The sequence below is a fragment of the Roseomonas sp. E05 genome (assembly GCF_030063475.1).
Classification (GTDB): Bacteria; Pseudomonadota; Alphaproteobacteria; order Acetobacterales; family Acetobacteraceae; genus Pseudoroseomonas.
Genome location: NZ_JASIRT010000009.1, coordinates 33,340 through 60,098, shown reverse-complemented (window position 1 = coordinate 60,098; position 26,759 = coordinate 33,340). Strand labels below are relative to the sequence as shown.

Below are 26,759 nucleotides of genomic sequence, written 5' to 3'. Positions count from 1 at the left end.
GCTCACGGAAAACGCTCTAACTGTTTGCTTTTACGAGCATCTTCACCCATTCCGATGATGTCATCGGAACGGGATCTGCTCTAGGGCTCGCCCAGCCGGTAGCCCACGCCCGGCTCGGTGCGGATCAGCGCTCCCGCCGGGCCGAGCTTCTGGCGGAGATGCCCGATATAGACCCGGAGATACTGCGCATCCTCCGCATGGGCGGGACCCCAGACCGCCATCAGGAGTTGCCTCTGGGTGACGATCCGCCCGGCCCCGGCGCGCGCCAGGGCCGCCAGCAGGTCCCACTCACGGGGTGTCAGATGCAGCGGCTCGCCGCCTTCCACCCGCGCCACCCGGCCTGCGAAGTCCACATCAAGGGACCCCACCGTCACCCGTCCGCCGGCTTCCCCCTGCCCCGCTCCAGCCGCCCGGCGCAGCGCGGCGCGGATGCGGGCCAGCAGCTCGGCCAGGGCGAAAGGCTTCTCCACGTAGTCATCGGCACCGGCGTCGAGGGCGGCGACCTTCTCATCCTCCATGTCCCGGGCCGAGACGACGATGACCGGCGCCGAGGAAAAGGCCCGCAGCCGCGCCAGCGCCGCCTTGCCGTCGAGATCGGGCAGGCCGAGGTCGAGCAGCACCAGCGCCGGGCTGCGGGTGGCGGCCAGCCGCAGGGCCTCGGCCGCCGTCTCCGCCCGCAGCGGCAGGTAGCCCGCAGCCTCCAGCGCCGGGCCAAGGAAGCGGTGGATCTGTGGCTCGTCATCCACGACCAGGATGCGTGCCGCGGCGGCGTCGTTCATGCCGGGAACCTCACGGCCAGCCGGGCGCCACAGCCGGCCGCCAGCGGGCTCTCGGCCTGGATGCGGCCGCCCATGGCATGCACCAGCCCATTGCAGATGGAGAGCCCGAGGCCGCTTCCGGCGGCGACCCGGTCGGCCCGCGTGGCCCGGAAGAAGGGATCGAAGATCCGCCGCAGGTCCTCGGGCGGAATTCCCGGCCCATCATCTTCCACCAGGATCGCCACTTCATAGCCCTCCCGCCGCAGGCGGACCGTGACCTTCCCCTCCGGCCCGGCAAACTTCACCGCATTGTCGAGCAGATTGCCCAGGATCTGGTCCAGCAGCAGCGGATCAAGACTCGGCTGCGGCAGGTTTCCCTCTACGGCGACCTGGATCGCCTGCCCGGTGGCGCGGCCGATGCGTCCGGCCGCCGCCTCCGCCGCCTCGGCGAGGTCCACCGGCTCGCGCCGCATCCGCACCGCGCCGCTTTCGATGCGGACGATGTCGAGGATGTTGCCGATCCAGCGGGAGAGGCGCGCAGCCTCCTCCTCCGCCGTTGCCAGCAGGTCGGCGCGTGCCGCCTCGGAGAGCGTGCCTCCCGCGGCGCGCAGCGTGCCGATGGCGCCGCGGATGGAGGTCAGCGGCGTCTTCAGGTCATGCCCGAGCGAGGTGAGCAGCGCGGTGCGCAGCCGCTCCGCCTCGGCGCGCGCGGTGTCGCGCGCGCGCTCCTCCATCAGGTCCAGCCGCTCGATGGCCACCGCCGCCTGGTCGAGCATGGCGTCCAGCGCGCGGTCGGTCTCGGTCTCCAGTGCCGTGCGGTCGTCAAGCCGGATGCCGACCAGCCCGACCACCGAATGCGCCGTGCGCATGGGGCGGAACTGCCAGGCGGTGCCGGCGGGGAGCGTGTCGGTGCCGCGTCCGGTGGCGCGGCCATGCGCCATGGCCCAGCGGGCGGCGGCCATGCCAGTCTCGTCCGGCTCCGCCGAGACCGGCACGGAGGCGCGCAGCACCGGCTCGGGCGCCGTCTCGCCCGGCGCCGGCGGCAGGGGCATCAGCACGCAGGCGGGGTGATGCGTGAGCCGCTCGGCCTCGCGCGCCACCGCGTCGAGCAGGTCGCCGCGCGTGCCGGGCGCACCGAGGCGGCGGCTGAACTCCACCAGCCGCCGCAGCCCGCGCAGCCGCGCCCGCGCCGTCCGCACCGAGCGGCCGAGGCCGCCGGTAGTCCCCGCCAGCAGCAGCGCCACCAGGCTGAAGACGACGACGCCGACGACATCCTGCGCGCCAGCGATGACGAAGGTGTAGCGCGGCGGCAGGAAGAGGAAGTTCCAGCACAGGAAGGACAGCACCGCGGCCAGCAGACCCTGCAGGGCACCAAAGCCCACTGCCGCCGCGACGATGGCGGCCAGATAGACCATCCCCATGGCCCCCTCGGGCACGATGCCATCCGTGCCATGGGCAATCAGCGTCGCCGCGGCGACCAGCCCCGGCGCGGCCGCCCAGCCCAGCCATTCGGACCACCGGGGCGGCCTGCGCTCCCGGCGCTCCGGGCCCACCGGACCGGGGACGAGGTGGAGCGCGAAGTCGCTCCCCCGCCGCAGCAGCGCCGCCGAGAGGGTGCGCCCGGCGAGCCGCCGCAGGGCGGAGGTATGGCCCCGGCCGATGACCAGGTGACTCACGTTGCGCGCGCGTGCGAAGGCGAGGATGGCGCCGGGCAGGTCGGTGGCGACCACCGTCTCGGCCTGGGCGCCGAGCGTCTCGGCCAGGCGCAGCGCGGCGGCGGAGGTGCCACGATCATCCGGCGCGGAGGGGCGCTCGACATGCAGCGCCAGCAGCGGTGCGCGCAACACCTCGGCGATGCGGCGGGCATGGCGCACCACGGCCTCCGCCCCCGGGTCACCGCCGACCAGCGCCAGCACGCGCTCGCCCGAGGGCCAGGGCCCGGCGATGGCATTCGCCCGCATGTAGCCGGTGACGTCGGCATCCACCCGCTCGGCGGTGCGCCGCAAGGCCAGCTCGCGCAGCGCCGCCAGATTGCCCTCCCGGAAGAAGCCGCGCAGCGCCCGCTGCGCCTGGTCCGGGCGATAGACCTTGCCCTGCCGCAGCCGCTCGATCAGCTCAGCAGGCGGCAGGTCGATCAGCTCGACGGCATCGGCCTCGGCCAGCACACGGTCGGGCACCGTCTCGGCGACGCGCACGCCGGTGATCCGTGCCACCGCCTCGGAAAGCCCTTCGAGATGCTGGACGTTCATCGTCGTCCAGACCTCGATGCCGGCCTCGCGCAGTTCCTCCACGTCCTGCCAGCGCCGGGGGTGGCGGGCGCCGGGCGCATTGGCATGGGCCAGCTCGTCCAGCAGCAGGATCTCCGGGCGGCGGACCAGGGCGGCGTCGAGGTCGAACTCCTCCAGCACCTGGCCGCGATAGGCGATGCGGGCCCGCGGCAGGATGGGGAGATCCCCGAGTTGCGCCGCCGTCTCGGCCCGGCCATGGGTCTCGACGATGCCGACCAGGATATCGGCGCCCCCTGCCTGGCGGCGGCGCGCCTCGCCCAGCATCTCGAAGGTCTTGCCGACACCCGGTGCGGCACCGAGGAAGACCTTCAGCCGCCCGCGCCCCTCCTGCCGCGCCAGCGCGAGCAGCGCCTCGGGGTCGGGGCGGCCTGGCTCGCGGCCGGCAGGCTGGTTGGGGAGCGGCATCGGGCGAGTATAGCCTCTGGTCGCGGCGGCGGCGACGTGCCGCCCCTCCCCGTTCAGCGCAGGGCGTCGAGCGCCAGGTTCAGCCGCAGCACATTGACGCGCGGCTCGCCAAGCAGGCCGAATTCCCGGCCTTCCGTATGCGCCTGCAGCAGGACGGCGATCCGCGCCTCCGGCAGGCCGCGCGCCGCCGCCACACGGGCCATCTGCGCCACCGCATTGGCCGGGCTGATATGCGGGTCGAGCCCCGAGCCGGAGGCGGTGGCCGCATCGGCCGGAACCCGCCCTCCGCCGAGCGCCGCCACGCGCTCCCGCACCGCGGCGAGCAGGGCGGCGCTGGTCGGGCCGAGCTGCGAGGCGGCGGAGGCGGCGGCGTTGTAGGGTGCGGCGCGGGTCTGGCCCGGATGGTCCGGGTCGGCCTCGGTGGTGGCCGAGGGGCGCGGGTGGAAGTAGCGAGCGGCGGCGAAATCCTGCCCGAGCAGCGCCGAGCCGATGACATGGCCGTTGCGCTCGATCAGGCTGCCATTCGCCTGCGCCGGGAAGGCCAGTTGCGCCAGGCCTGTGAAGCCGAGCGGCACGGCGAGGCCGAGCAGCAGGGTGAAGAGGCCCACCACCGCGAAAGCGGGGCGAAGGATGGCGCGCATGGTCAGGCGATTCCGATGAAGGTGAGCAGGAGGTCGATCAGCTTGATGCCGATGAAGGGCGCGACGATGCCGCCCAGGCCGTAAATCAGCAGGTTCCGCCGCAGCAGCGCCGCCGCGCCCATCGGCACGTAGCGCACGCCGCGCAGAGCGAGCGGCACCAGCGCCACGATGATCAGCGCATTGAAGATCACCGCCGAGAGGATGGCACTTTCCGGCGAGGTCAGGCGCATGACGTTCAGCGCCCCGAGCTCCGGATAGCTGGCGATGAAGATGGCCGGCAGGATGGCAAAATACTTCGCCACGTCATTGGCGATGGAGAAGGTGGTCAGCGCGCCGCGGGTGATCAGCAACTGCTTGCCGATCTCCACCACCTCGATGAGCTTGGTGGGGTCGCTGTCGAGGTCCACCATGTTGCCGGCCTCGCGCGCCGCCTGGGTGCCGGTCTGCATGGCGAGGCCGACATCGGCCTGGGCCAGCGCCGGGGCGTCGTTGGTGCCGTCGCCGGCCATGGCGACCAGCCGGCCCTCCTCCTGGGCCTGGCGGATATAGGCGAGCTTGTCCTCCGGCGTGGCCTCGGCGAGGAAGTCGTCCACCCCTGCTTCTGCAGCGATGGCGGCGGCGGTCAGGCGGTTGTCGCCCGTCACCATCACGGTGCGGATGCCCATGCGGCGCAGCGCGGCGAAGCGCTCGCGGATGCCAGGCTTGACGATGTCCTTCAGCTCGATGGCGCCGAGCAGCGTGCCATCCCGCGCCACCGCCAGCGGCGTGGCGCCCTGGCGCGCAATGCGATCGATAGCGGCCGCCAGCCCGGGCGGCACGGCAGCGCCGAGATTGCGGGCGAGGCTGTCCACCGCACCCTTGCGGAAAGCACCCCGGCCCGGCAGATCGAGGCCGGAGATGCGTGTCTGCGCGGTGAAGGGTACCACCTGGGCACCCTCCGGCAGGGCCGGCGTGGCGATCCCGTAGCGCTCGCGGGCGAAGCTCAGGATGGAGCGGCCCTCCGGCGTCTCGTCCCCCAGCGAGGCGAGCATGGCGGCCTCGGCGAGTTCATGCTCCGCCACGCCCGGCGCCGGCACGAAGCCTGCGGCCTGCCGGTTACCGAAGGTGATGGTGCCGGTCTTGTCGAGCAGCAGCACGTCCACATCGCCCGCCGCCTCCACCGCGCGCCCGCTGGTGGCCAGCACGTTGAAGCGCACGAGGCGATCCATGCCGGCGATGCCAATGGCCGAGAGCAGGCCGCTGATGGTGGTCGGGATCAGCGTGACCAGCAACGCCGCCAGCACCGGCACCGAAGGCGGCTGGCCGTTCCAGGCGGCGAGCCCGACCAGCGAGGCGACGGCGATCAGAAAAATGATCGCCATGCCCGCGAGCAGGATGTCGAGCGCGATCTCGTTCGGGGTCTTCTGCCGCGCGGCACCCTCGACCAGCGCGATCATGCGGTCGAGGAAGGTGGAGCCCGGCGCTGCGGTGATGCGCACCACCAGCCAGTCCGAGACGACCAGCGTGCCGCCGGTGACGGCGCTGCGGTCGCCGCCGGATTCGCGGATCACCGGCGCGCTCTCGCCGGTCACCGCCGCCTCGTTCACCGAAGCGATGCCGGCGACCGCCTCGCCATCGGAGGGGATGAGGTCGCCCGCCTCGACCAGCACGAGGTCGCCGACGCGCAGTTCGGCGGCGGCGCGCGGCTGCCAGAGGCTGCGGTCGTCGGGGCGCAGCAGCAGCTTCGCCATGGTCTCGCCGCGGGTGCGGCGCAGGCTCTCCGCCTGGGCGCGACCGCGGCCCTCGGCCACCGCTTCCGCGAAGGTGGCGAAAAGCACCGTCAGCCAGAGCCAGGCGGCAATGCCGGCCTGGAAGCCCCAGGTCTCGCCCCGCCAGGCCGCCAGCCCGGCCAGCAGCGTGACCAGGATGGAGACGGCCTCGGTGACGAAGATCACCGGGTTGCGCACCAGCCGCACGGGGTTGAGCTTGCGCAGCGCCTCGCCGGCGGCGCGCGAGAGGATCGCCGGATCGGGCAGGGCGGTGGCGGCGCGGATGGTGCGGCGCGCCTCGCCCAGATGCGGTGCGGCGGGAGAGATGTCGGGCATGGGTCCGGGCCTCAGAAGGTCTTGCCGGCGAGCAGCACGAAATGCTCGGCGAGCGGGCCGAGGGCGAGCGCGGGCATGAATTGCAGGCCGCCCAGGATCAGGATCACCCCGGCGAGCAGGCCGGCGAAGAGCGGGCCATGCGTCGGGAAGGTTCCCGTGCCGGCCGGCGATTTCGGCTTGGCGCCGAGCGAGCCCGCCAGCGCCATCACCGGCACCACATAGGCAAAGCGCCCGAGCAGCATGGCGATGGCGAGGGTGGTGTTCAGCCAGGGCGTGTCGGCGGTGAGCCCGCCAAAGGCCGAGCCGTTGTTGCCGGACGCTGAGCTGTAGGCATAGAGCATCTCCGAGAGGCCATGCGGCCCCTGGTCCTGGACCGAGCCGAGGGCGGCCGGCAGCACCAGCGAGACGGCGGCGAAGCCGAGGATGGCGACCGGCAGCACCAGCACCGCCAGCATGGCGAGCTTCACCTCGCGCGCCTGCACTTTCTTTCCGAGATATTCCGGCGTGCGGCCCACCATCAGCCCGGCGACGAAGACCGCCAGCATGGCGAAGACCAGCATGCCGTAGAGGCCGGAACCGACACCGCCCGGCAGCACCTCGCCGAGCTGGATCAGGGACATCGGCACCAGGCCGCCGAGCGGCGTGAAGCTGTCGAGCATGGCGTTGACCGCCCCGCAGGAGGCGCCGGTGGTGGTGGCGGTGAAAAGCGCCGCCAGCGCCTGGCCGAAGCGGACCTCCTTGCCCTCCATGTTGCCCAGCGCGGGGTCGATCCCGGCGGCGAGGTGGAGCGGGTTGCCGCCGGCCTCGGCGGCGTAGATGGCGGCCGTCGCGAGCACGACAGAGGCCAGCATGACCGCCAGCAACGCCCGACCCTGACGAAGGTCGCCGACGATGCGGCCGAAGGTCAGCGCCAGCGCGAAGGGGATCACCTGCTGCGCCCCGATCTGCAGCCCCGTGGCCAGCGCCGAGGGCCCTTCGAAGGGATGGGCGGAGTTCACGCCGAAGAAGCCGCCGCCATTGGTGCCGAGATGTTTGATGGCGATCTGGAAGGCTGCCGGGCCGAGCGGGATGGTTTGCGTGCCGCCCTCCAGCGTGGTGGCCTGGACAGAGGCGGCAAGACTCTGCGGCATTCCCAGGGCGACGAAGACCAGGCCCAGAACGAGCGCGAGCGGTAGCAGCAGGTAGAGCGTGACGCGCACGAAATCGGCCCAGAAATTGCCGAGGTCGCGCAGGCCGCTTGCGGCGAAGGCGCGCGAAACCGCCAGCGCCAGTGCAATGCCGGTGGCGGCGGAGAGGAAGTTCTGCACCGCCAGCCCGGCCATCTGGCTGAGGCCGCTCATCGCCACCTCGCCGCTATAGGCCTGCCAGTTGGTGTTGGTGACGAAAGAGACCGCGGTGTTGAAGGCAAGCCAGGGCGAGAGCCCCGCCAGGCCCTGCGGGTTCAGCGGCAGCACACCTTGCAGCCGCAGCAGCGCATAGAGCAGCAGGAAGCCCGCGGCATTGCCCGCCAGCATGGCCAGCGCGTAGGCGCGCCAACCCTGACCGCGTTGCGGATCGATGCCGCCGGCCGCGTAGAGCAGGCGCTCGACCGGGGCAAGGAAGGCCACCCGCCCGGTGGCGATGGCGGCGATGTAGCGCCCGAGCGGCACCGCCGCGGCAAGCACACAAGCCAGCACCAGGGCGATTTGCGCCCAGCCGTTCCAGGTCATGGGATCAGAGATCCTCAGGGCGCAGCAGCGCCCACAGCAGATAGAGCAGCAAGCCGCCCGCGACGGCGCCACTCAGGATCAGGTCGAGCATGGGGGCATTCCCTCAGACGCGGTCGCAGGCATGGGCATAGGCGGCGAAAAGGCCGAACAGGCCGAGGCCAAGGACGAGCAGGAGGATGTCGGTCATGATGCGCTCCAACCGGACAGGAGGGTCCGTCAGCGCCCTTCCTGCCCTTCGGCCGCATAAAGCCGCCATGTGAGATGTGAGGACCTCGCGTAAAGACGGCACAAAGATCGCGGACGAGGCGGAGCTTTCAGGCGTCGCGACGCTTTCCGCGGCAGCGGATAAATCGCGCGATTTGCCGACAAGACCGCCGCCTCCCTCAGGCCCCATCCAGGGCAGGAAAGGCAGAGGGAAGTCGGCATGTTCCGGATGCGGGTCTTATGGAGTGGCGTTTCCCGGCATCAGGCGGATGCCTCGCATGGAGGCGCGGCCTGAGATGGCCACGGCAAGCTCCGCCTTCCTGCCCTTCCGCCACCGCGCCTTCGCCGTGCTCTGGGTGGCGACGGTGCTCGGCAATGTCGGCGGCTGGGTGCGCGATACCGCCTCCGCCTGGATGATGACCGAACTGGCGCCGACGCCGGTGATGGTCGCCCTTGTCCAGGCTGCCGCCACCCTGCCGGTCTTCCTGCTGTCGCTCCCCGCCGGCACGCTGTCCGACATCCTGGACCGGCGCCGGCTGATGATCGGCATCCAGATCGGCCTGTGCTGCAACAGCCTGGCGCTGGCGCTGCTGACCGCCCTCGGCCTGCTGGAGGCCAACACCCTGCTGCTGCTGACGCTCTTCGCCGGCGTCGGCGGCGCCCTGGCCGGCCCGGTGTGGCAGTCGGTGGTGCCGGAGCTGGTGCCACGCGAGGAGCTGCGGCCGGCGGTCGCGCTCAACAGCCTCGGCATCAACATCAGCCGCGCCATCGGCCCTGCCCTGGCGGCGCTGCTGATCATCACCGCGGGCACCGCCTCGGCCTATCTCGTGGACGTCGCCAGCTATCTCGTCATCCTCAGCGCGCTGTTCTGGTGGCGGCGCGAACAGACGGTCGCCGCAATGCCGGAGCAGTTCGGCGGCGCCATGCGTGCCGGGCTGCGCTACGCGTTGGCCAGCGCGCCGTTGCGACGGGTGCTGCTACGCTCCCTGCTGTTCTTTGCCCCGGCCAGCTGCTGCTGGGCCCTGCTGCCGCTGGTGGCCCGCGTCGTGCTGCATGGCGGCCCGGCGACTACGGCCTCATGCTGGCGGCGGTCGGTGCGGGCGCGGTCGGCGGCGCCCTTCTCCTGCCGATCCTGCGGCAGCACTTGGCGCTGGAGGCGGTGGCGCTGGCGGCGTCGCTGCTGATGGGCGCCATGACGGCGGCGCTGGCCTTCGCCGGCTCGGTGCCACTTGCCTGCCTGCTGCTGCTCCTGGTCGGCGCCGCCTGGATCGCCGCGCTCAGCACGCTCAACGCGGCGGCCCAGGCGGTCCTGCCGGGCTGGGTGCGCGGCCGGGGGCTGGCGCTCTACCTGACCGTGTTCTACGGCGCGATGACAGGCGGCAGCCTGCTCTGGGGGCGGCTGGCGGAAGCAACCTCCATCGCGGCCGCGCTGGTGGCGGCGGGAGCTTGCAGCCTCGTCCTCGCCCTGGTGGCGCGGACGATGCCCCTGCCAGCCGGAGAGGACGATCTCACCCCCTCGCACCATTGGCCCGCGCCCAGCCTGGCCGAGGGCATCTCGGCCCGCGGCGGCCCGGTGCTGGTGACCGTCGCCTACCGTGTCACCCCCGCCGACCAGCCGGCCTTCGCCGAGGCCACCGCGCCGCTCGGCGCCATCCGCCGCCGCGACGGCGCCTTCGCCTGGGGCGTCATGGCCGATGCCGCCTCGCCCGAGGAGGTGACGGAATGGTTCCTGGTCGGCTCCTGGGAGGAGCATCTGCGACAGCACGACCGCGTTTCCGTCGCCGACCGCACGGTGCAGGCCCGCGTGCAGGCCTTCCACCGGGGCGAGGCTCCTCCCCTGGTCCGTCATCTCCTGCCGCTGGGCGGCGGGCCGGCCGGGGCGACGCCCTGAGTCACAGCGTCGCCAGCCATTCCCTGGCGAGCGTCACGTCGGCCTGCGAGAGGCCATGCCCCACGGGCAGCCGGCGATGCGTGACCGTCGCACCGGCCTGGGCCAACAGCTCCGCCAGCATGTCGCTGTTCGCCGCCGGCACGATGGGGTCGGCCCTCCCGGAGAGCAGCAGCGCGGCGGTCCCGTCCAGGCGCGGCGTGTCGTCCGGACGGAACGGCACCATCGCGCGCAGCAGGATGGCCCCACGCAGCAGGCCCGGATGGCGCAGCAGCAGGCTCGCCGCGATGTTGGCGCCGTTCGAGAAGCCGAGCGCCACGGGTGCCGCCAGCGCCCGGCTGTCCCGCGCCTTCCCGATGAAGGCGGCGAGGTCATCGGTGCGGTGGCGCAGATCCTCCGCGTCGAAGACGCCTTCCGACAGCCGGCGGAAGAAGCGCGGCATGCCGTTCTCCAGCACCTGGCCGCGCGGCGAGAGCAGCGCCGCTCCGGGCGCCACCGCCGCGCCCAGCGGAAGCAGGTCGTTCTCGTTGCCGCCCGTACCGTGCAGCAGCAGGAGCGGCGCCCGTCCCGGGACCGTGGCCGGGACGAAGCGGTGCACGAAGTCGGTCGCCATCAATGCCTCCTCGGTTCAGGACAGATCGGGCAGCGCGGCCTCGATGGCGGCGCGATGCCCCTCCAGGAAGCGCGGCAGCATCAGGGCGCTGCCCAGCCGCTCCGCCGGCTCGTCCACGGCGAAGCCCGGCACGTCGGTCGCGATCTCGAACAGCACATGACCGGGCTCGCGGAAATAGACCGAGCGGAAGTAGTCGCGGTCCTTCTGCTCCGTGCTGTGAAGGCCGTGGTTCTCCGCCAGCCGGCGCACCATCTCCATCTCCGCCGCATCGTCGGCGGCGCGGAAGGCGAGGTGATGCACCGAGCCGCGCCCGAGCCGCGCCGGCAGGAAGCCGCCCACCGCGCGCAGATCGACGATGCCGCCCAGTGCGGTGCCCGGCACCTGGAAGCGGAGGGTGTCACCCTCGCGCGCCGCCTCGGCGAAGCCGAAGATGTCCGAGAGGATGGCGCCGGTCGGTGCCGCATCCTCCAGCATCAGCGAGACGCTGTGGAAGCCGCGGATGGCGTGCTCGGCGGGGACCTCGCCATGGTCCCAGGCGGGCTCGGCCTCGATGCCGGGCAGGCCGACCAAGGCGAGGCGCAGGCCGTCCGGGTCACGGAAGCGCAGCACCGTCTCGCCGAAGCGCGTCGTTCGCTCCACGCCCTGGTTCACCAGGCGCTGTGTCCAGTAGCCGATGGCGCCCTGCGGGATGCGGAACACCGTCTCCTGCAACTCGCCCACCCCGGCGCGGCCGGGCGCGGCGTGCTCCCAGGGGAAGAAGGTCAGGATGGTGCCGGGGCTGCCGCCCGTGTCGCCGTAGTAGAAGTGGTAGGCGCCCGGGTCGTCGAAGTTCACCGTCTTCTTCACCAATCGCAGGCCAAGTGTGCGGGTGTAGAAGTCGAGGTTGCGCCGGGCATTTCCGGCGATGGCGGTGACGTGATGGATGCCGTTGCGGGTCATCGCTGCGATCTCCTGGGGAGCGTGGGAGGCGCTCCGTTGGCCTATCAGGTAGCGTTCCGGCGCCGCGGCGGTAGCGAAAACCGATTGCACAAGTGCAATCGAAACCTTGCATCTGGCTTACTGGCGTTGCACGTCGATCCATCCTAGGCTCCCGCCCGGGAGGGACCGTCCATGTCGGACAGCACGCGCGCCATGGCCTGGGACGATGTCCGGCTGATCGACGCCATCGCCCGGGAAGGCAGCCTTCCGGCGGCGGCGGCGCGGCTCGGCATCCACCACTCCACCGCCTTCCGGCGCCTGGGGCAGATCGAGGCCATGCTGGGCTGTCCGCTTTTCGAGCGCCGCCGCGCCGGCTACGTGCCCACCCAGGCCGGCGAGGAGATGGCAGCCCTCGCCAAGCGCGTGGATGAGGACATCACGGCAGTCACCCGTCGCCTCGCCGGGCAGGTGCCCTCGCCCGCAGGCGAGGTGCGGCTGGCCACCAGCGACAGCCTGCTGGCCGACCTGCTGCTGCCGATGCTGGTCCGCTTCCGCGCCGCGCATCCGGCCATCCGGCTGGACGTCATCACCGGCAATACCGCCCTCAATCTCTCCCGCCGCGATGCGGATGTCGCCCTGCGCGCCAGCGATGCCCCGCCGGAGACGCTGGTGGGCCGCCGTGTCGCGCGCATCGCCTGGGCGCTCTACGGCACGGCGGGCCTCGCGGTGGAGACGGCAGCCTGGGTGCTGCCCGGCGAAGGCCTGCGCAGCCTCAAGACCCTGCGCCGGCACCAGGCGCGGATCGCGCCGGAGCGCATCGCCGGGCGCTTCGACAGCGTGCTGGCGCTCTCGGGGGCCATCCGGGCGGGGCTCGGCATCGGCCACCTGCCATGCTTCGTCGGCGACACGCAGCCGGGCCTGGTGCGCCTCTCCCCGCCGGTGGCGGAACTGGCCGGCACGCTCTGGCTGCTGACCCATCCCGACCTGCGCCAGACACCGCGCATCCGCGTGCTGCTGGACCATCTTGCGGAGGAAATCACCCTCTGCCGCCCGCTCGTCGAGGGCACCAGCCCCGCCGCGTGACCGCCGCACCGCGCCGCAGCAGGATCGGGCCAATCGGATGGCTTCCGTTCAATCCGCCGTCGCCGCCTGCACGGCAAAGTCGCGTCCGGGCCCGCAGCAGGGCGCCTCTCCACTGACGAAGGCAATCGGACATGGCGACGATCACCACCCGGGACGGCACCGAGATCTACTACAAGGACTGGGGCAAGGGTCAGCCCATCCTGTTCAGCCATGGCTGGCCGCTGGATGCGGACATGTGGGACTCCCAGATGCTTTTCCTGGCCGCCAAGGGCTACCGCTGCATCGCTTTCGACCGGCGGGGCTTCGGCCGCTCATCCCAGCCGTGGGAGGGCCATGACTACGACACCTTCGCGGACGACATCGCCCAGTTGATCGAGGCGCTGGCGCTGACGGAGGTGACGCTGGTCGGCTTCTCGATGGGCGGCGGCGATGTCACCCGCTACATCGCCCGGCATGGCAGCGCGCGCGTCAGCAGGCTGGTGCTGATCAGCGCCGTCACGCCGCTCTTCATCAAGACCGCCGACCATGAGAAGGGCACCGAGCCGGCGGTATTCGACAGCATCCGCGCCGGGCTCGTCGCCGACCGGCCGCAGTTCCTGGCCGATTTCAGCCCGGTCTTCTACGGCACGAACCACGGCACCAAGGTGTCTCAGGGCATCTTCGACCAGACGCTGCAGATCGCGCTGCTGGCCTCGATCAAGGGCACCATCGACTGCGTCACCGCCTTCTCCGAAACGGATTTCCGCCCGGACATGGCGAAGATCGACGTGCCGACCCTGGTGATCCATGGCGACGACGACCAGGTGGTGCCGATCGACGCGACCGGCCGGCTGGCCGCCGCGATGATCAAGGGCGCGCAGCTGAAGGTCTATCCCGGTGCGCCGCACGCCACCTGCATCACCCATAAGGACCAGGTGAACGCCGATCTGCTCGCCTTCCTGCAAGGCTGAACCGGCGCGGAGCACGCAGCGGGAAGCCCGGCCGCGCGCCCCGATACCGTACCTCCCGAGGCAGGAGGGCCGGCGGGTTCATCCCGCCGGCCTCCTTGACCTTCCGCCGCAGACTCCTGCGATGACGCTTCAGCCGCCGCGCCTGCCGAGATCGTGGCAGGCCACCAGGATGAAGCCGCCGACGAGCCCCAGATGCTCGAAGAAGCCGTTAGTGGCCATGACCCGCTCCTGGCCAAGCGGCATCTCCCAGAAGCGCAGCGCCAGCAGGCTCGCCAGCAGCGTGAAGGCAGCGAGGCCGAGCGCTCCCAGCCAGCGAAGCCGTCCCGCCAGGATCATCGCCGAGGCACCAAGCTCCAGCAGGATCACGACACTGGCCACCAGCATCTCGGGTGCGAGGCCGAAAAGCCGCATCTCCGCCAGCGTGCCCTCAAAGTCGAGCAGCTTGTTGAGCCCGCCCTGGAGATAGGCGGCGCAGAGCAACAGGAGCGCCAGCCAGCGGAACCCGCGGGCGAAGGTCAGGCCCTCCACCCCGCGCGCCATGGCCCTGCCGCCCATCGTCAGACCGCCCAGCAGGCGCAGCCGAGTGCGCCCCAGAAACTCTTCAGGTCGCTGATCGGCAGTTTGCTCGACCATGCCGTCGCATGTGCATGGCCGTGCACGCCGCAGGTGTTGGCGCAGCCGCAGGAAAGGGAAAGCTTGCGCATCATCGCAGTCCCCCCTGCCTTCTCCGGCGCACCCCAGGCGGCATAGCCGCCGTAGCGGCGTACCGGGGACCAGTCCGGCATGGCAGGCGGCAGTGGATTCTCGTCCAGTCGGGCGAAGTCGCCCGCGCCATAGACCACCCTGCCGCCGACAATGGTGAGATCCGAGCTTATGCCGGCGATCTCGTCCTCGGCGCAGGCGAAGAAGTCCCGGTCCGGGACGATGAGGTCGGCAAGCTGCCCTGCCGCGATGCGGCCCTTCCGCCCCACTTCGTTGGAGAACCAGGTGACGTTCTCCGTCCACATGCGCAGTGCCGTCTCACGGTCCAGGCAGTTTCGGCGCGGATAGATCTGCAACCCGCCGACCGTCCGCCCGGTGATCAGCCAGGCGAGGGAGACCCAGGGATTGTAGGAGGCCACGCGCGTCGCATCCGTGCCGGCCGAGGTCCTGACGCCCTTCTCCAGCATCCGCGCCACCGGTGGCGTCGCCTCCGCCGCGCCGATGCCGTAGCGCTCGACGAAATATTCGCCCTGATAGGCCATGCGGTGCTGCACGGCCACGCCGCCGCCCAGCGCCGCGATGCGGTCGATCGACTGTTCCGAGATCGTCTCGGCATGGTCGAAGAACCAGTTCAGGCCGTCCAGCGGGATGTCCTGGTTGACCCTCTCGAAAACGTCCAGCGCGCGGCTGATGGTTTCGTCATAGGTGGCGTGCAGGCGCCAGGGCCAGCGGTTCTCGGCCAGGATCCGCACCACGCCTTCCAGCTCGTCCTCCATTTCCGGCGCCATGTCCGGGCGGGGCTGGCGGAAGTCCTCGAAGTCGGCGGCAGAGAAGACCAGCATCTCGCCGGCGCCGTTGTGGCGGAAGTAGTCGTCACCCTGGCGGTAGGTGGAGGTCGCCGTCCAGTTCAGGAAGTCCTCCTTCTCCTCGCGCGGCTTCTGCGTGAAGAGGTTGTAGGCCAGACGGATGGTCAGCTGCTTCTCCTCCGCCAGCTTCCGGATGACGGCGTAGTCGTCCGGGTAGTTCTGGAATCCCCCGCCGGCGTCGATCGCCCCGGTGACGCCCAGGCGATTCAGTTCCCGCATGAAGTGGCGCGTGGAGTTCACCTGATACTCGAAGGGCAGCTTCGGTCCCTTGGCGAGCGTCGCGTAGAGGATGCCGGCATTCGGCCTGGCCAGCAGCAGGCCGGTAGGGTTGCCCTGCGCATCGCGCGTGATCTCGCCGCCCGGTGGGTTGGGCGTGTCCTTCGTGTAGCCGACGGCGCGCAGAGCGGCGCCGTTCAGCAGTGCCCGGTCATAGAGGTGCAGCAGGAAAACCGGTGTGTCGGGCGCCGCGGCATTCAGTTCCTCAATGGTGGGAAGACGCTTCTCGGCGAACTGGTGCTCGGTGAAGCCGCCGACCACGCGCACCCATTGCGGCGGCGGCGTGATGGCAACCTGCGCCTTCAGCATGGCCATGGCGTCCGCCAGGCTGCGTACACCGTCCCAGCGTAGTTCCATGTTGAAATTCAGGCCGCCACGGATGACGTGCAGATGGTTGTCGATCAGTCCCGGCAGCACGCGGCGACCCTTCAGATCCACCTTGCGCGTGGCCGGCCCGGCCAGCGCCATCACCTCCGCGTCATGCCCCACGGCCAGGAAGCGCCCCTCGCCGATGGCGACGGCGGTGGCGCTGGGGTTGCCGCGGTCGAGCGTGGTGAAGAGGCCGCGATGGAGAATCAGCTCGGGAGCGGCGGGGTCGGTCATGCACATCTCCTGCGGTGGGGTTCAGCCCTGCGCCCTGCGGGGCCGGCTGGTGGAGGAAGGCCGCTCGGCGGCCGGCAGCGCGCCGAAGACATGCGGCCGCACATGCGCGCGCAGCCACGACACTGCCAGCGGTTCACGCGCCCAGAGGTTTTTGATCAGCGGCGGCACCTGCTCGCCGAGCAGGATGCCGAGCAGCCCGACCAGGGCCACCGGCGGCGCCGGCGAGCGCACATTGAGCAGCGCGTAGATCACGCCGACCAGAAGCCCGGCCGCGAGCGAGAGGACATAGATCTTCATCGGCAGTTCCTTCCCGCCTGGGGCGGCCGCCGGCACGGCGGCCGCCCGCCGGCTCATCCCTCGTGGGCGTTGAACATCGACTTGGCGTAGATGATGCCGAGGCCATAGGCACCGCCGAAAGCCTTGGCGTAGCCGGTAGTCATCTCGTAGGTTTCGGTACGGGCCCAGTCCCGCTGCAGTTCCAGCAGGTACTGCAGGGAGGTCATCGGCCGCGCGCCGGCCTGCACCATGCGGTCCATCGCGCGGTCATGCGCCTCGGCCGAGACGTCGCCGCAGGCATCGGCGACGACATAGACCTCGAAGCCCTGATCGATCGCCGAGAGCGCCGGGCCGACGATGCAGACCGAGGTCCAGAGCCCGGCGAGCACGATGCGCCCTCTGCCGATGGCATTGACCTGTTCGATCACCGCCGCATCCTCCCAGGTGTTCATCGAGGTGCGGTCGAGCAGCTTCTGGCCCGGGAAGGCGCTGGTGATCTCGCCGAACATCGGGCCGGAGAAGGATTTCTCCGCCACGGTGGTGAGGATCGTCGGCACGCCGAAGCCGGCGGCGGCATTGGCGACCAATGCCGCGTTGTTGCGGAGGTTGACGGCGTCGATCGATTTGGTCGCGAAGGACATCTGCGACTGGAAGTCGATCAGGATCAGCGCGTGATCCTTCGGCGTAAGGAGCAGGGAACCGGGGATGGGAGTCGCCTTGATGGCCATGATGCCGACTTTCCTTCAGGGATGCTGCGGGAGGGAACGGGCCTCAGCGGCCGACCGTGCCGATATTGCCGTCGAGCGGTTTGCCGTAGTGGATCTCGCCCGGCTCGGCGCCATAGCGCAGGACATAGACCTGGCCGCCGCCGAAGGCCGGAGCGCCCGATCCGTAGCTGACGTTGAAGGTCTCGCCATCCACGTTCTCGATCGAGGCGATGTCGCCACCGACGACGGGCTTGCAGCTCATGTTGTAGAGGATGCGGCCGTTCTCGCCGCCCGGTGCTTGCCTCACGCCGCAGCTCAGCAGCTTTCCGGCGGGGATCGAGGCCTGGCGCTGCTGCGGGGCGCTGCCACCGGCGCATGCGGCCATGGGCAGGGCGAGCGCAGCAGCCATGATGACCCGTTTCATGTGATAATCCTTCTGGAAGGAACAGCCGATGGGTTCCGGCGGGACGCCAGGGCCGTCGGCACCGCCGGACGCCTTGGGATGTCTGCAGGCTAGCGGTGGAACTGAGCGCCCTCTTGAACAGAACGAAGCGTCTTTGCCTGTTTTGCACCGGCTCGCCGTGCCTTCCCGGGAGGCGACACCTGCCTTCATGCCCGCGGCGTGGAAAGGCGGTGCGGGCAGCCCCTACTCATCGCGGCAGGAGGCGGGTATGTGAAAGGTCTGAATCCCTGCCCGCCTTGCCTCCGGTGACCACTCCCTTGTCGCGATCCCTCCCGAATCTCCGCCGCGCCGGACCGATGCCGCGGCAAGGCCGGTTGGCGGGCCAGAGCCTGCCCTGCCGAAGCCATCGAAGGCATTCCGCATGACAAAATCGGGTGATCCGCCACTGGTTCTGATCGTCGATGACGACAATGCGGTCCGGCAGGCGCTGGACAGCCTCCTTCGCTCGGTCGGTTATCGTGTGCGTGCCTTCTCTTCGGCCGACGACCTGCTGGGCAGCGGCCTCGCCGCCGAGGGGAATTGTCTGATCCTCGACATTCGCCTCCCCGTTGTGAGCGGGCTGGATCTCCAGCTCCGGCTGGCCGGGGAGGATCTCCAGGTGCCCGTCATTTTCATGACCGGCCATGGTGACATCCCGATGACGGTGCGTGCCATGAAGGCCGGAGCGATCGACTTCCTCCCGAAGCCGTTCCGCGAGCAGGAGATGCTCGATGCGGTCGGTGCGGCGATCGAGCACGACAGGAGCCGGCGCGCGGATGCGGCGGCGCAGGCGGATCTCCGCGCCCGGTTCGATTCCCTCAGCCCAAGAGAACGCGAGATCATGACGCTGGCCACCAGCGGGTTGATGAACAAGCAGATCGCGACCCGGCTCGGGCTCAGCGAGATCACGGTGAAGATCCACCGCGGCAAGGCCATGCAGAAGATGGCGGCGCGGTCTTTCGCGAATCTGGTCCAGATGGCAGAGATTCTCGGCCTGCACGCCCGCTAGACCAGTTCCGGCCGCTCCTCCATCCTGATGGCTCCTGGCCCCTCCTGCACGCCTGCGCTTATTTGAGAATGGCTTCGAGCAGCACCATCAGCTCCTCGGGGTCGCAGGGCTTCTCAAGCACTGCCCTCGCACCGGCGGCCATGGCCTGCGACCGGACGTTGCTGTCAGGGAATGCGGTCATGATCACAAGGGGCAGGCCCGGTGCACGCCCGTTCAGCACCGCCTGCAGTTCCAGCCCTGACATGCCCGGCATCTGGACGTCGGTGACGACACAGGCGAACCAAGAGAGATTCCGCCTCAGAAGGGCACGGCCAGAGGCAAACAACGAAACTTGCAGGCCCGCCGAGCGGATCAGGCCGCCCAGGCTCACGCGCACGCGTTCGTCGTCGTCCACCACGGCGATCCGGCGTGCGGATCCATGCATGACGGCTGTCACGCCCGGATCTGGCGGCGGAATGGTGATGGCCGGTCCATTGCCTGAATCATGGCGGCTACGGCCTGGATGGCCGCTGCCTGCGGGCCCGCTTCTGGCAAGCGGCATCGCCTTCCGCCTGACCGGCAGCCGACGCGCCGCACTTGGCCGAGGCCATGCCTGTCACGCCCATTCTGCCTTACCTCGCTCCCGAGAGGCAGCATCCTTAGGGGCGGAGCGCCTCCACGGCTTGTCCGGTCATGACCAATTTGAACGAACCGGACAGCTTTTCGTCATCGTGCCCTTCTCCGGCCTGAGGGCCGGTTCTGCTTCGGCGCCGTGCAGCGCTCGTTCGGGGTGAAGAGCGCGCCATGGTGTTCCGGTGCGGGCTCCCTGCGCCCCATCATACGAAGGTATAAGGGCGGTGAACCTCGGTCCTAGGACCGCCAACGCCTGTAGAATGGAAGGAAGGGCCGCAAGAGCCCAGTCTTGGGCCCTCGACGCACCGGCAGGCGGCAGGAGACTGGGACGATGGATTCCGACCTCGCGATGGACACACCCATTCCCGGAAAGCGCTGCGGGAGCGGCAGCACCACCGCCCTGGTGACGCAGCTTCTGCAACAGGCCTGCATCTCGCTGGACCAGGATCAAGAGGCGGCACTCCGCTACCTGTCCCGGGCCTCCCGCCTGCTGGAGAAGCCGCGCCGTCCGGAGGGCGGCGGCCCGGCCGTCGTGCAGGGTGGTCTGGCGCGCTGGCAGATCAATCGCCTGACGCGTCTCATCGAAAGCCGTCTTGAATTCCCGATCCTGCAGCAGGATCTGGCCGCCGAGGTCAGACTCAGCACCGGCCACTTCGCCCGCGCCTTCAAGCAGAGCTTCGGCAGGACCGCGCATGCCTATGTCGTGTCCCGCCGCATCGAGCGCGCGAAGGTGCTGATGCTGGAGACGCCCGCTTCGCTCTGCGAGGTCGCGCTGGCCTGCGGGTTGGCCGACCAGGCGCATTTCTCCCGCCTGTTCCGCCGCCTCGTCGGCACGACGCCGCTTGCCTGGCGCCGTGAGAACCAGCCGGCTCCCAGGCGTTAGCGGGATGCGGGGACATCCCGCCTGCTCCGTCCCGCCCCTCCCGCGGCGCTGGCCCGGCTTGGGGCGGGAAGACGGATGTGCGAAGCTCCCTTGGGTTCCTGCCGGGCACGGCCCGCGCCGCTTCCCCGCACCCAACGGAGGTATTCTTGGTCCGATGCGCAGCGCTGCCATGCCGGCCCGCCCACGATGCGCCGCATGACGAGCCAGCCGCCTCCTGACCTTCCGGTGATGTACGGAGAAGACCACGGGCACGTCCTGGATGCACGGCCGGGCGGCAGCACCCGGCTGCTGCGCTTGTCCGACCCGGCGGCGGCAGCCACGATCCTGCTCCGGCTTCCCGCCGAGGATCGGAGCGACCTGACCGGGGTCTCCCTGCTGGCCCATGAGCTGGCCCTGGCAAGCGAGCTCGATCCCGCCTGGGCTGTCATGCCGCGCGGCCTGGTGGAGCATGCGGGGCGCACGGCGCTCCTGCTGGCCGATCCGGGCGGCGAGTTGCTGGAGCGCAGTCTGGGCCGCCCTTCCGAACCGGCGGCCTTCCTGCACACCGCCATCGCGCTTGCCGAAGCCTTGCTGCACCTGCATGCGCAGGACATCGTCCACCGGGATCTCCGGCCGGGCACCCTGTTGCTGAATGCCGCCGGGCAGCTCCGGCTGACCGGTTTCGGCCATGCCGCCGCGCCGCTCACCGCCAACCGCAGCCAACCGCCCCCTTCTGACGCCGGCCTGCCCTACATGGCACCCGAATGCGCGCACCCGATGGGCGGCGCGCCCGATGCGCGGGCCGATCTCTACGCCGCGGGGGTCATCCTGTACGAGATGGCCACCGGCACCCTGCCCTTCAGCGCGACCGGCACGGTGGAATGGGCCCACGCACATCTCGCGCGCCCGCCCCTGCCCCCCGCCCGGCGGGCCCCCGGGATGCCGGAAGGCGTGCTCGCCATCATTCTCAAGCTGCTCGCCAAGGCGCCGGAAGAGCGTTACCAGACGGCCGCCGGTCTGCTCGCCGACCTGCGGCACTGCCAGATGGCCCTGCAGGAGAGGGGAACCATCGCCCCCTTCCCGCCGGGGGCGCGCGATGTCCCCGGCCGGCTGATGCCGGCGCGCGCCCTGCATGGCCGGCACGGCGAGATGGCGTTGTTGCTGGCGGCGTGGGAACGGGTGTCGCGCCAGGGGCGCGGAGAGATCGTGCTGGTCTCCGGCTATTCCGGCATCGGCAAGTCGGCGATGATGCTGGCCCTGCGCGAGGCGCTGCTGCCGATGGGCGGGCTCTTCGCAGCCGGCAAGTTCGACCAGATCCAGCGCGGCATCCCCTATGCGACGCTGGCGCAGGCCTTCCAGGAACTGGTGCGCGGGGTCCTCGGCCGCAGCGAGGCGGAGGTCGCCGCCTGGCGCCGCCGGCTGGGCGAGGCGCTCGGCGCCAGTGCACCGCTGGTGGTGAACCTGGTGCCCGACCTTGCACTCGTCCTCGGCGCGCAGGACCCGATGCCGGAGCTGCCGCCGGACGAGCTGGCCAATCGCTTCCACCTCGCGCTGGGCAACTTCCTTCGTGCTTTTGCGCAGGCCGCCCACCCGCTCGCCCTGTTCCTGGATGACCTGCAATGGCTGGACACCGCCACGCTGGACTTCCTGGAGCGGCTGGCAGCCGGTCCGCCCATTCCGTCCCTGCTGCTTCTTGGCGCCTACCGTGACAACGAGATCGGACCTGACCACCCGCTGCGGCGCATCCTGGCGCGGATCGGCCAGGGCGGCGCGAGCGGCTGGGAGCGGGGGCCGGAGGGCGCGGTCTCTGAAATCACGCTGCTGCCGCTGCCGTCCGAGACGACCGCCCGGCTGGTCGCCGACATGCTGCAGATGGCGCCGGAACAGTCCGCGCCCCTCGCGGCGCAGGTGCATGCGAAGACGCGCGGCAATCCCTTCTTCGTCGGTCAGTTCCTCGCCGGGCTGATCGAGGAGGGTCTGCTGGCCTTCACGCGGAGCGCCGGCACCTGGCGCTGGAACCTGGAGGGCATCCGCGACAAAGGCTCCGCCGACAACGTGGCGGATTTCATGGCCGGCCGCCTGAGTCGGCTTCCTTGCCTCGCGCGGCGGGTGCTCGGCCTGCTGGCCCATCTGGGCGGTCCGGCCGGGACGGCCTTGCCCAGCGCCATCCTGGGCCACAGCGAGGCCGAGCTGGAGCGGGCACTCAGCCAGCTCGTCCAGTCCGGGCTGTTGCGGCGGGTGGGTGACCGCTACGCTTTTGCGCATGACCGCATCCAGGAAGCCGCCGGAGCGCTGGTGCCGGCAGCCGACCGGGCCCGCCTGCACCTCCGCATTGCCAGAGCCATGGCCGCGCTCGCCTCGCCCGAGGAGATCGAGGCGGCGCTGTTCGGCATCGCCGGCCATCTTGGACCGGCCGCCGCACTGATCGAGGAGGTGGGCGAGCGTGACCGCATGGCCGGCCTCGCCTGGCGGGCCGCGCGGCGCGCAAGGGCGACGACGGCCTATGGCGCGGCTTTGGACTACCTGGAGACGGCGCAGGCGCTCCTGGGCGCCGACGGCCGGCTGCGCCAGCCCGAGCTTTCCTTCGCCATCGCCTGCGACCATGCCGAGTGCCGCTTCCTGACCGGCGGGGCCGATGCCGCGCTCGCCGCACTGGAGGCCCTGCTGCCGCAGGCCAGGACCCTGGCCGAGCAGGCCCGCATCACCTGGCTACAGGTGACGATCTGCACGGCGATGGACCGCAGCGACCGTGCCATCGCGCTCTGCCTGGCCTTCCTGGGCGAGGTCGGCATGCACTGGTCGGCGCACCCTTCGCGGCAGGATCTGCAGGACGAATACGAGCGGCTGCGCCGCCGCCTCGGAGACACGACCATCGAAGCCCTGGCGGAGCTGCCCTCCCTGCAGGACGAGACGGTGCAGGCGATCCTCAGCGTGTTGACCGCCGCCCTGCCGCCGGCCTTCTTCAGCGACCAGAACCTCGTCTGCCTGCTGCTCTGCCGCATGGCCAATCTCAGCCTGGAATACGGCAACGGCGAAGCCTCACCCCTCGCCTATGCCTATCTCGGCATGGTGCTCGGCCCGTGCTTCGGCGACCATCCCGCCGGCTTCCGCTTTGGGCGGCTGGGTCATGATCTGGCGGCCCGGCCCGGAATGGGCCGCTTCCGCCACCGCGTCGACATGTGCTTCGCCTACCATGTCATGCCCTGGACGCAGCCGATCCGCGCCGGCCTCGGCCTGCACCGGCATGCCTTCGAGGCGGCGACGGAGGCCGGGGACCTCACCTATGCCGGCTTCAGCGGCTGCAGCCTGATCAGCATCCTGCTCGGCGCCGGCGAGAACCTGCTGGAGGTTCAGCGGGAGGCCGAGGTGAAGCTGGCGGGCGTCCGCAGGGCCCGTTTCGGCCTGATCGACGCCATCATCACCGCCCAGTTGCAACTCGTTCGCCTGCTGCGCGGCCTGACGCCGGACTTCGCCTCGTTCGACGAACCCGGCTTCGACGAAGGCGGCTTCGAGCGTCACCTCATGAGCAACCGCAGCCTGGACATCGCCGCCTGCTGGTACTGGATCCGCAAGGCGCAGGCCCGCTTCCACGCCGGGCGACCTGCGGAGGCGCTCGCCGCCAGCGAGCGGGCCGAGCCGCTGCTCTGGAGCACCGCCGGGCATTTCGAGTTCGCGGAGCACTACTTCGTCACGGGCCTCGCCCATGCCGCCTGCCATGATGGCGCGCAGGCGGCGCGCGGCCACCACTGCGATGCGCTGCGGGCCTGCGCCGCGCGCTTCGAGGCCTGGGCGCGGCATGGGCCGGCCTCCTTCGCCGCGCGCGCGGCCATTCTCGCCGCCGAGGTCGCCCGGCTCGAAGGGCGCGACCTTGATGCCCTGCATGGCTACGAGCGTGCCGCCCAGGACGCGCACCGGCACGGCCTGCCGCATGACGAGGCGGTGGCGCAGGAACTGGCTGCGCGCTTCCATGCGGCGCGCGGCCTCCCCACCCTGGCGCGCGCCTGCGCGCAGGCAGCCCGCGCCGCCTATCTCGCCTGGGGCGCCGAAGGGAAGGTGCGGCAGATCGACCGTGTCTTCGGCGGGTCGAGCTTGTCCCGCTCCTGGCCCGGCGCGCAGGCCGCCCTGGTGCAGCCGGTGGAGCCACGGCCCGGCGAGCCCGATGTCATCGCGTTGCTGGAGACGTCACAGGCCATTTCCGGCGAGGCCGGGCTGGACACCCTGGTGAGAACGCTGATGGTGGCCGTGCTGGAACTCGCAGGCGCCGACCGCGGCGTGCTGCTGATGCCGCTGGAGGGCCGCCTGCAGATCCGCGCCGAAGCCGTGACCCGCGACGCGGAGATCGAGGTGATGCTGCCGAAAACCCTGCCGCAGGCGGACGACCTGCCGCTCACCGCGATCCAGTACGCTGCCCGCACCAGCCGGATGGTGCTGCTGGACGAGGCGAGCCGCCCCCGCCAGTTCTCCGCCGACCCCTATCTGGCCGCCGGCCATTGCCGGTCGATGGCCTGCCTGCCCCTGCCGCGCAGCGGCCAGGCTGCCACCCTGCTCTACCTGGAGAACCGGCTCTCCCCCCGCGTCTTTGCCGGGCGGCACCTCGGGCTGATCCGCATGCTGGCCGCCCAGGCCGCCATCTCCATGGAGAACGCGGCGCTGAAGGAAACCGAGGTGCTGCTGAAGGAGGTGCACCACCGCGTCAAGAACAACCTCCAGCTTGTCAGCAGCCTGCTGAACCTGCAGGCCACGGCGGCGGGCGACCCCGCCGTGGCCGCGATGTTCGCCGACAGCCGCAACCGGGTGCGCGCCATGGCCATGGTGCATGAAAACCTCTACCGCGCCGGACGGCTGGACCGGGTGGACCTGCGGGCGCACATCCAGGGGCTCTGCGCGCAGCTGGCGCGGGTTCACGCACAGCCGCGCATCCGGCTGGTGACAGAAGTGGACGGCATGGAGGTCGATCTCGACCGTGCCATCTCCTGCGGGCTGATCGTCAACGAGCTGGTCTCCAACGCCCTCAAGCACGCCTTTCCGGAAGATGGCGACGGCACCGTGCGCGTCACCCTCTCCGACCGCGGCGCCGGCGCCTTCGTCCTCGCCGTCTGCGACGATGGCGGCGGGATGGCCGGGCGCGAGGAGGGCGAGGCGACGCGGGATGCCGCGCCATCGCTCGGCCTGAGCCTCGTCCACGATCTGGTTCGGCAGTTGCAGGGCAGCCTCGCGGTCAGCCACCACCAGGGCACCTGCTTCACCATGACCATCCCGCCCATGATGGCCAGGCAGGGTCGCCGGGCATGACACCGGCACGCATCCTCATCGTCGAGGACGAGCTGATCATCGCCCGCGACCTGCAACAGCAGCTGACCCGGATCGCTCATACCGTCATCGGGCTGAGCGTCAGCGGCGAGGAGGCGATCGCCATCGCCGCCGCGGAGCGGCCCGACATCGTGTTGATGGACCTGCGGCTGGAGGGCAGGATGGACGGGGTGGATGCCGCCCGCCACCTGCGCGAGGCCTTCCAGATCCCGGTGATCTTCCTGACCGCCTACGCGGACCCCGAGACGGTTCGGCGCGCCAGCCAGGCCGAGCCGCAGGGCTATCTGCTCAAGCCCTTCGAGGACCTGCAGCTCTTCACCACCATCGAGCTGGCGCTGCGCAAGCACTCGGCCGAACGCCGCCTGCAGGAGAGCGAGCGCCGCTGGGAGGCGACGCTGTCGAGCATCGGCGACGGCGTGATCGCGACGGATGGCGAGCAGCGCATCACCTTCATGAACCCCGTTGCGGAGGCGCTGACGGGCTGGGAGTTCCGGCTGGCCGCAGGCCTGCCGCTTGGCCAGGTGGTGCGGCTGCGCCAAGCCGGCGAGCTGACGGAGCCGACGGCGGCAGAGGACGCGGGCGATGTCGTGCTGGTCTCCCGCCCCGGGCGCGAGATCCATGTCCGCGAGAAGCGCTCGCCCATTCTCGACGGTCACGGCCGTATCACAGGAGCCGTCCTGATCCTCGCCGACATGACCCGGCGCCGGGAAGCGGAGGCAGCCTTCCGGCAGGCGCAGGCGGAGATGGAACATGCCGCCCGGCTGACGAGCATGGGAGAACTCGTCGCCTCGATCGCGCACGAGATCAACCAGCCGCTGATGTCCATCTCGGCCAATGCGGCGGCGCTGGGGCGCTGGCTGAGTCATGGCCCCTCCGGTCAGGCCGAGGTGCGCGCAGCCTCCGAGCGCATCCTGCGCGACAGCGGCCGCGCCGCCGACATCGTCCGCAACATCCTGGGCATGGCGCGCAAGGCCGCCCCGAGCAGCCGCGCGGTGGATGTGAACGGCTTGGTGAGGGACATGCTGCGGATCCTGGAAGGGAAGCTGCGCCAGCACGGCGTGGCGCTCCATGCCGGGTTGCAGGATGGCCTCCCCTCCATTCAGGGGAACGCCGTGCAGTTGCAGCAGGTGGTGCTCAACCTGGCGGTGAATGCCATCGAGGCGATGGCGGGAATGCCGGAGCCGGCCCTGCACATCACCTCCTGCCTTGCGGAGGATGGTATCGTGATCCGGGTCGAGGATAACGGGCCCGGCGTGGATTCCGCGCAGGCCGAGAAAATTTTCGATGCCTTCTACACGACCAAGCCTGCGGGGATGGGACTTGGCCTGCTCATCTGCCGGACCATCATCCATGCGCATGCCGGGTCGCTCACGCTGGCGCCGAACAGGCCCAGCGGCTGCATCTTCCAGATCCATCTCCCTTCCTGCGTGGCAGGCAAGATTCCGCCCTCTGGCGTGGCACGCCAGCGGCACCACCCCATGCACCGCGCACCCCGACGGCGCGAACACCAGCCGCGCCGCCAGGCGTCCCCGGGCGAATGAGCGCCAGAATGC

The 26,759-nt window shown here is 70.7% G+C and carries 20 protein-coding genes and 1 pseudogene; 7 read left to right on the top strand and 14 right to left on the bottom strand.

The genetic code is table 11. The features are described from left to right. Nucleotides 1-80: 80 nt before the first annotated feature. The 6 genes from QMO56_RS11585 to kdpF are packed head-to-tail and all read right to left on the bottom strand — an operon-like array spanning nucleotide 81 to nucleotide 7,976. Nucleotides 81-779, bottom strand: a complete 699-nt coding sequence (locus QMO56_RS11585; protein ID WP_283525870.1) for a response regulator — start codon at nucleotides 777-779, stop codon at nucleotides 81-83. Next, on the bottom strand, nucleotides 776-3,451 hold the full coding sequence (locus QMO56_RS11580) for a sensor histidine kinase KdpD (RefSeq protein ID WP_283525869.1): 2,676 nt from the start codon (nucleotides 3,449-3,451) through the stop codon (nucleotides 776-778). The genes QMO56_RS11585 and QMO56_RS11580 overlap by 4 nt, the downstream gene beginning before the upstream one ends. Before the next feature lie 53 nt (nucleotides 3,452-3,504). Then, nucleotides 3,505-4,092: a potassium-transporting ATPase subunit KdpC gene (gene kdpC / locus QMO56_RS11575; RefSeq protein ID WP_283525868.1), complete on the bottom strand. Its 588-nt coding sequence runs from the start codon at nucleotides 4,090-4,092 to the stop codon at nucleotides 3,505-3,507. Nucleotides 4,093-4,094: 2 nt separating this feature from the next. Then, nucleotides 4,095-6,176, bottom strand: a complete 2,082-nt coding sequence (kdpB, locus tag QMO56_RS11570; protein WP_283525867.1) for a potassium-transporting ATPase subunit KdpB — start codon at nucleotides 6,174-6,176, stop codon at nucleotides 4,095-4,097. An 11-nt stretch (nucleotides 6,177-6,187) separates the two neighbouring features. Continuing rightward, a complete protein-coding gene (gene kdpA / locus QMO56_RS11565) occupies nucleotides 6,188-7,885 on the bottom strand; it encodes a potassium-transporting ATPase subunit KdpA (protein ID WP_283525865.1) in 1,698 nt (565 codons plus the stop codon). A gap of 4 nt (nucleotides 7,886-7,889) precedes the next feature. Next, a complete protein-coding gene (gene kdpF / locus QMO56_RS26995; protein WP_408906524.1) occupies nucleotides 7,890-7,976 on the bottom strand; it encodes a K(+)-transporting ATPase subunit F in 87 nt (28 codons plus the stop codon). A 382-nt stretch (nucleotides 7,977-8,358) separates the two neighbouring features. On the opposite strand from kdpF, the pseudogene QMO56_RS26990 reads away from it, so the two are divergent. Then, nucleotides 8,359-9,980: pseudogene (locus QMO56_RS26990) on the top strand (MFS transporter). A gap of 1 nt (nucleotide 9,981) precedes the next feature. Here QMO56_RS26990 and QMO56_RS11550 read toward each other — a convergent pair. Continuing rightward, complete coding sequence (locus tag QMO56_RS11550; protein ID WP_283525861.1) at nucleotides 9,982-10,590, bottom strand: alpha/beta hydrolase; 609 nt, start codon at nucleotides 10,588-10,590, stop codon at nucleotides 9,982-9,984. A 15-nt stretch (nucleotides 10,591-10,605) separates the two neighbouring features. Then, nucleotides 10,606-11,529, bottom strand: coding sequence for a ring-cleaving dioxygenase (locus QMO56_RS11545; protein ID WP_283525859.1), 924 nt, complete (start codon nucleotides 11,527-11,529; stop codon nucleotides 10,606-10,608). 171 nt (nucleotides 11,530-11,700) lie between these two features. Here QMO56_RS11545 and QMO56_RS11540 point away from each other — a divergent pair, with 171 nt between their 5' ends. After that, the gene (locus tag QMO56_RS11540; RefSeq protein ID WP_283525858.1) at nucleotides 11,701-12,591 is read left to right on the top strand and encodes a LysR family transcriptional regulator; all 891 of its coding nucleotides are present in this window, start codon (nucleotides 11,701-11,703) and stop codon (nucleotides 12,589-12,591) included. Between the two features lie 131 nt (nucleotides 12,592-12,722). Next, complete coding sequence (locus QMO56_RS11535) at nucleotides 12,723-13,541, top strand: alpha/beta fold hydrolase (protein WP_283525857.1); 819 nt, start codon at nucleotides 12,723-12,725, stop codon at nucleotides 13,539-13,541. A 129-nt stretch (nucleotides 13,542-13,670) separates the two neighbouring features. Here the strand turns inward: QMO56_RS11535 and QMO56_RS11530 are convergent, their stop codons facing one another. From QMO56_RS11530 to QMO56_RS11510, 5 genes are read right to left on the bottom strand one after another with little or no spacing between them, the layout of a single operon-like run. Continuing rightward, nucleotides 13,671-14,096 (bottom strand): DoxX family protein, encoded by a 426-nt coding sequence (locus tag QMO56_RS11530; protein WP_283525856.1) that lies wholly within the window; start codon nucleotides 14,094-14,096, stop codon nucleotides 13,671-13,673. A 2-nt stretch (nucleotides 14,097-14,098) separates the two neighbouring features. Next, on the bottom strand, nucleotides 14,099-15,988 hold the full coding sequence (locus QMO56_RS11525; protein ID WP_283525854.1) for an amidohydrolase: 1,890 nt from the start codon (nucleotides 15,986-15,988) through the stop codon (nucleotides 14,099-14,101). A gap of 21 nt (nucleotides 15,989-16,009) precedes the next feature. Further along, nucleotides 16,010-16,285, bottom strand: a complete 276-nt coding sequence (locus QMO56_RS11520) for a DUF1427 family protein (RefSeq protein WP_283525852.1) — start codon at nucleotides 16,283-16,285, stop codon at nucleotides 16,010-16,012. 53 nt (nucleotides 16,286-16,338) lie between these two features. Beyond that, nucleotides 16,339-16,992 carry a hydrolase gene (locus QMO56_RS11515; protein ID WP_283525850.1) on the bottom strand — a complete coding sequence of 218 codons (654 nt, stop codon included), beginning with the start codon at nucleotides 16,990-16,992 and terminating at the stop codon, nucleotides 16,339-16,341. A gap of 43 nt (nucleotides 16,993-17,035) precedes the next feature. Further along, nucleotides 17,036-17,395, bottom strand: a complete 360-nt coding sequence (locus tag QMO56_RS11510) for a hypothetical protein (RefSeq protein WP_283525849.1) — start codon at nucleotides 17,393-17,395, stop codon at nucleotides 17,036-17,038. Between the two features lie 400 nt (nucleotides 17,396-17,795). On the opposite strand from QMO56_RS11510, the gene QMO56_RS11505 reads away from it, so the two are divergent. Further along, complete coding sequence (locus QMO56_RS11505; protein WP_283525847.1) at nucleotides 17,796-18,422, top strand: response regulator transcription factor; 627 nt, start codon at nucleotides 17,796-17,798, stop codon at nucleotides 18,420-18,422. Nucleotides 18,423-18,480: 58 nt separating this feature from the next. Here QMO56_RS11505 and QMO56_RS11500 read toward each other — a convergent pair whose 3' ends face one another. Further along, nucleotides 18,481-18,816 (bottom strand): response regulator transcription factor, encoded by a 336-nt coding sequence (locus QMO56_RS11500; protein WP_283525845.1) that lies wholly within the window; start codon nucleotides 18,814-18,816, stop codon nucleotides 18,481-18,483. 549 nt (nucleotides 18,817-19,365) lie between these two features. Between QMO56_RS11500 and QMO56_RS11495 the strand changes: the two genes are divergently transcribed. From QMO56_RS11495 to QMO56_RS11485, 3 genes are all read left to right on the top strand, one after another. Further along, nucleotides 19,366-19,917 carry a helix-turn-helix domain-containing protein gene (locus tag QMO56_RS11495; protein WP_283525843.1) on the top strand — a complete coding sequence of 184 codons (552 nt, stop codon included), beginning with the start codon at nucleotides 19,366-19,368 and terminating at the stop codon, nucleotides 19,915-19,917. Nucleotides 19,918-20,112: 195 nt separating this feature from the next. Then, on the top strand, nucleotides 20,113-25,188 hold the full coding sequence (locus tag QMO56_RS11490) for an AAA family ATPase (RefSeq protein WP_283525841.1): 5,076 nt from the start codon (nucleotides 20,113-20,115) through the stop codon (nucleotides 25,186-25,188). Next, a complete protein-coding gene (locus tag QMO56_RS11485; protein WP_283525839.1) occupies nucleotides 25,185-26,747 on the top strand; it encodes an ATP-binding protein in 1,563 nt (520 codons plus the stop codon). The genes QMO56_RS11490 and QMO56_RS11485 overlap by 4 nt, the downstream gene beginning before the upstream one ends. Nucleotides 26,748-26,759 lie beyond the last annotated feature (12 nt).

Coding starts and splice junctions, on each gene's coding strand:
- QMO56_RS11585 (WP_283525870.1), bottom strand. CDS start 779: ATGAACGACGCCGCCGCGGCACGCATCCTGGTCGTGGATGACGAGCCA.
- QMO56_RS11580 (WP_283525869.1), bottom strand. CDS start 3,451: ATGCCGCTCCCCAACCAGCCTGCCGGCCGCGAGCCAGGCCGCCCCGAC.
- kdpC (WP_283525868.1), bottom strand. CDS start 4,092: ATGCGCGCCATCCTTCGCCCCGCTTTCGCGGTGGTGGGCCTCTTCACC.
- kdpB (WP_283525867.1), bottom strand. CDS start 6,176: ATGCCCGACATCTCTCCCGCCGCACCGCATCTGGGCGAGGCGCGCCGC.
- kdpA (WP_283525865.1), bottom strand. CDS start 7,885: ATGACCTGGAACGGCTGGGCGCAAATCGCCCTGGTGCTGGCTTGTGTG.
- kdpF (WP_408906524.1), bottom strand. CDS start 7,976: ATGCTCGACCTGATCCTGAGTGGCGCCGTCGCGGGCGGCTTGCTGCTC.
- QMO56_RS11550 (WP_283525861.1), bottom strand. CDS start 10,590: ATGGCGACCGACTTCGTGCACCGCTTCGTCCCGGCCACGGTCCCGGGA.
- QMO56_RS11545 (WP_283525859.1), bottom strand. CDS start 11,529: ATGACCCGCAACGGCATCCATCACGTCACCGCCATCGCCGGAAATGCC.
- QMO56_RS11540 (WP_283525858.1), top strand. CDS start 11,701: ATGTCGGACAGCACGCGCGCCATGGCCTGGGACGATGTCCGGCTGATC.
- QMO56_RS11535 (WP_283525857.1), top strand. CDS start 12,723: ATGGCGACGATCACCACCCGGGACGGCACCGAGATCTACTACAAGGAC.
- QMO56_RS11530 (WP_283525856.1), bottom strand. CDS start 14,096: ATGGGCGGCAGGGCCATGGCGCGCGGGGTGGAGGGCCTGACCTTCGCC.
- QMO56_RS11525 (WP_283525854.1), bottom strand. CDS start 15,988: ATGACCGACCCCGCCGCTCCCGAGCTGATTCTCCATCGCGGCCTCTTC.
- QMO56_RS11520 (WP_283525852.1), bottom strand. CDS start 16,285: ATGAAGATCTATGTCCTCTCGCTCGCGGCCGGGCTTCTGGTCGGCGTG.
- QMO56_RS11515 (WP_283525850.1), bottom strand. CDS start 16,992: ATGGCCATCAAGGCGACTCCCATCCCCGGTTCCCTGCTCCTTACGCCG.
- QMO56_RS11510 (WP_283525849.1), bottom strand. CDS start 17,395: ATGAAACGGGTCATCATGGCTGCTGCGCTCGCCCTGCCCATGGCCGCA.
- QMO56_RS11505 (WP_283525847.1), top strand. CDS start 17,796: ATGACAAAATCGGGTGATCCGCCACTGGTTCTGATCGTCGATGACGAC.
- QMO56_RS11495 (WP_283525843.1), top strand. CDS start 19,366: ATGGATTCCGACCTCGCGATGGACACACCCATTCCCGGAAAGCGCTGC.
- QMO56_RS11490 (WP_283525841.1), top strand. CDS start 20,113: ATGACGAGCCAGCCGCCTCCTGACCTTCCGGTGATGTACGGAGAAGAC.
- QMO56_RS11485 (WP_283525839.1), top strand. CDS start 25,185: ATGACACCGGCACGCATCCTCATCGTCGAGGACGAGCTGATCATCGCC.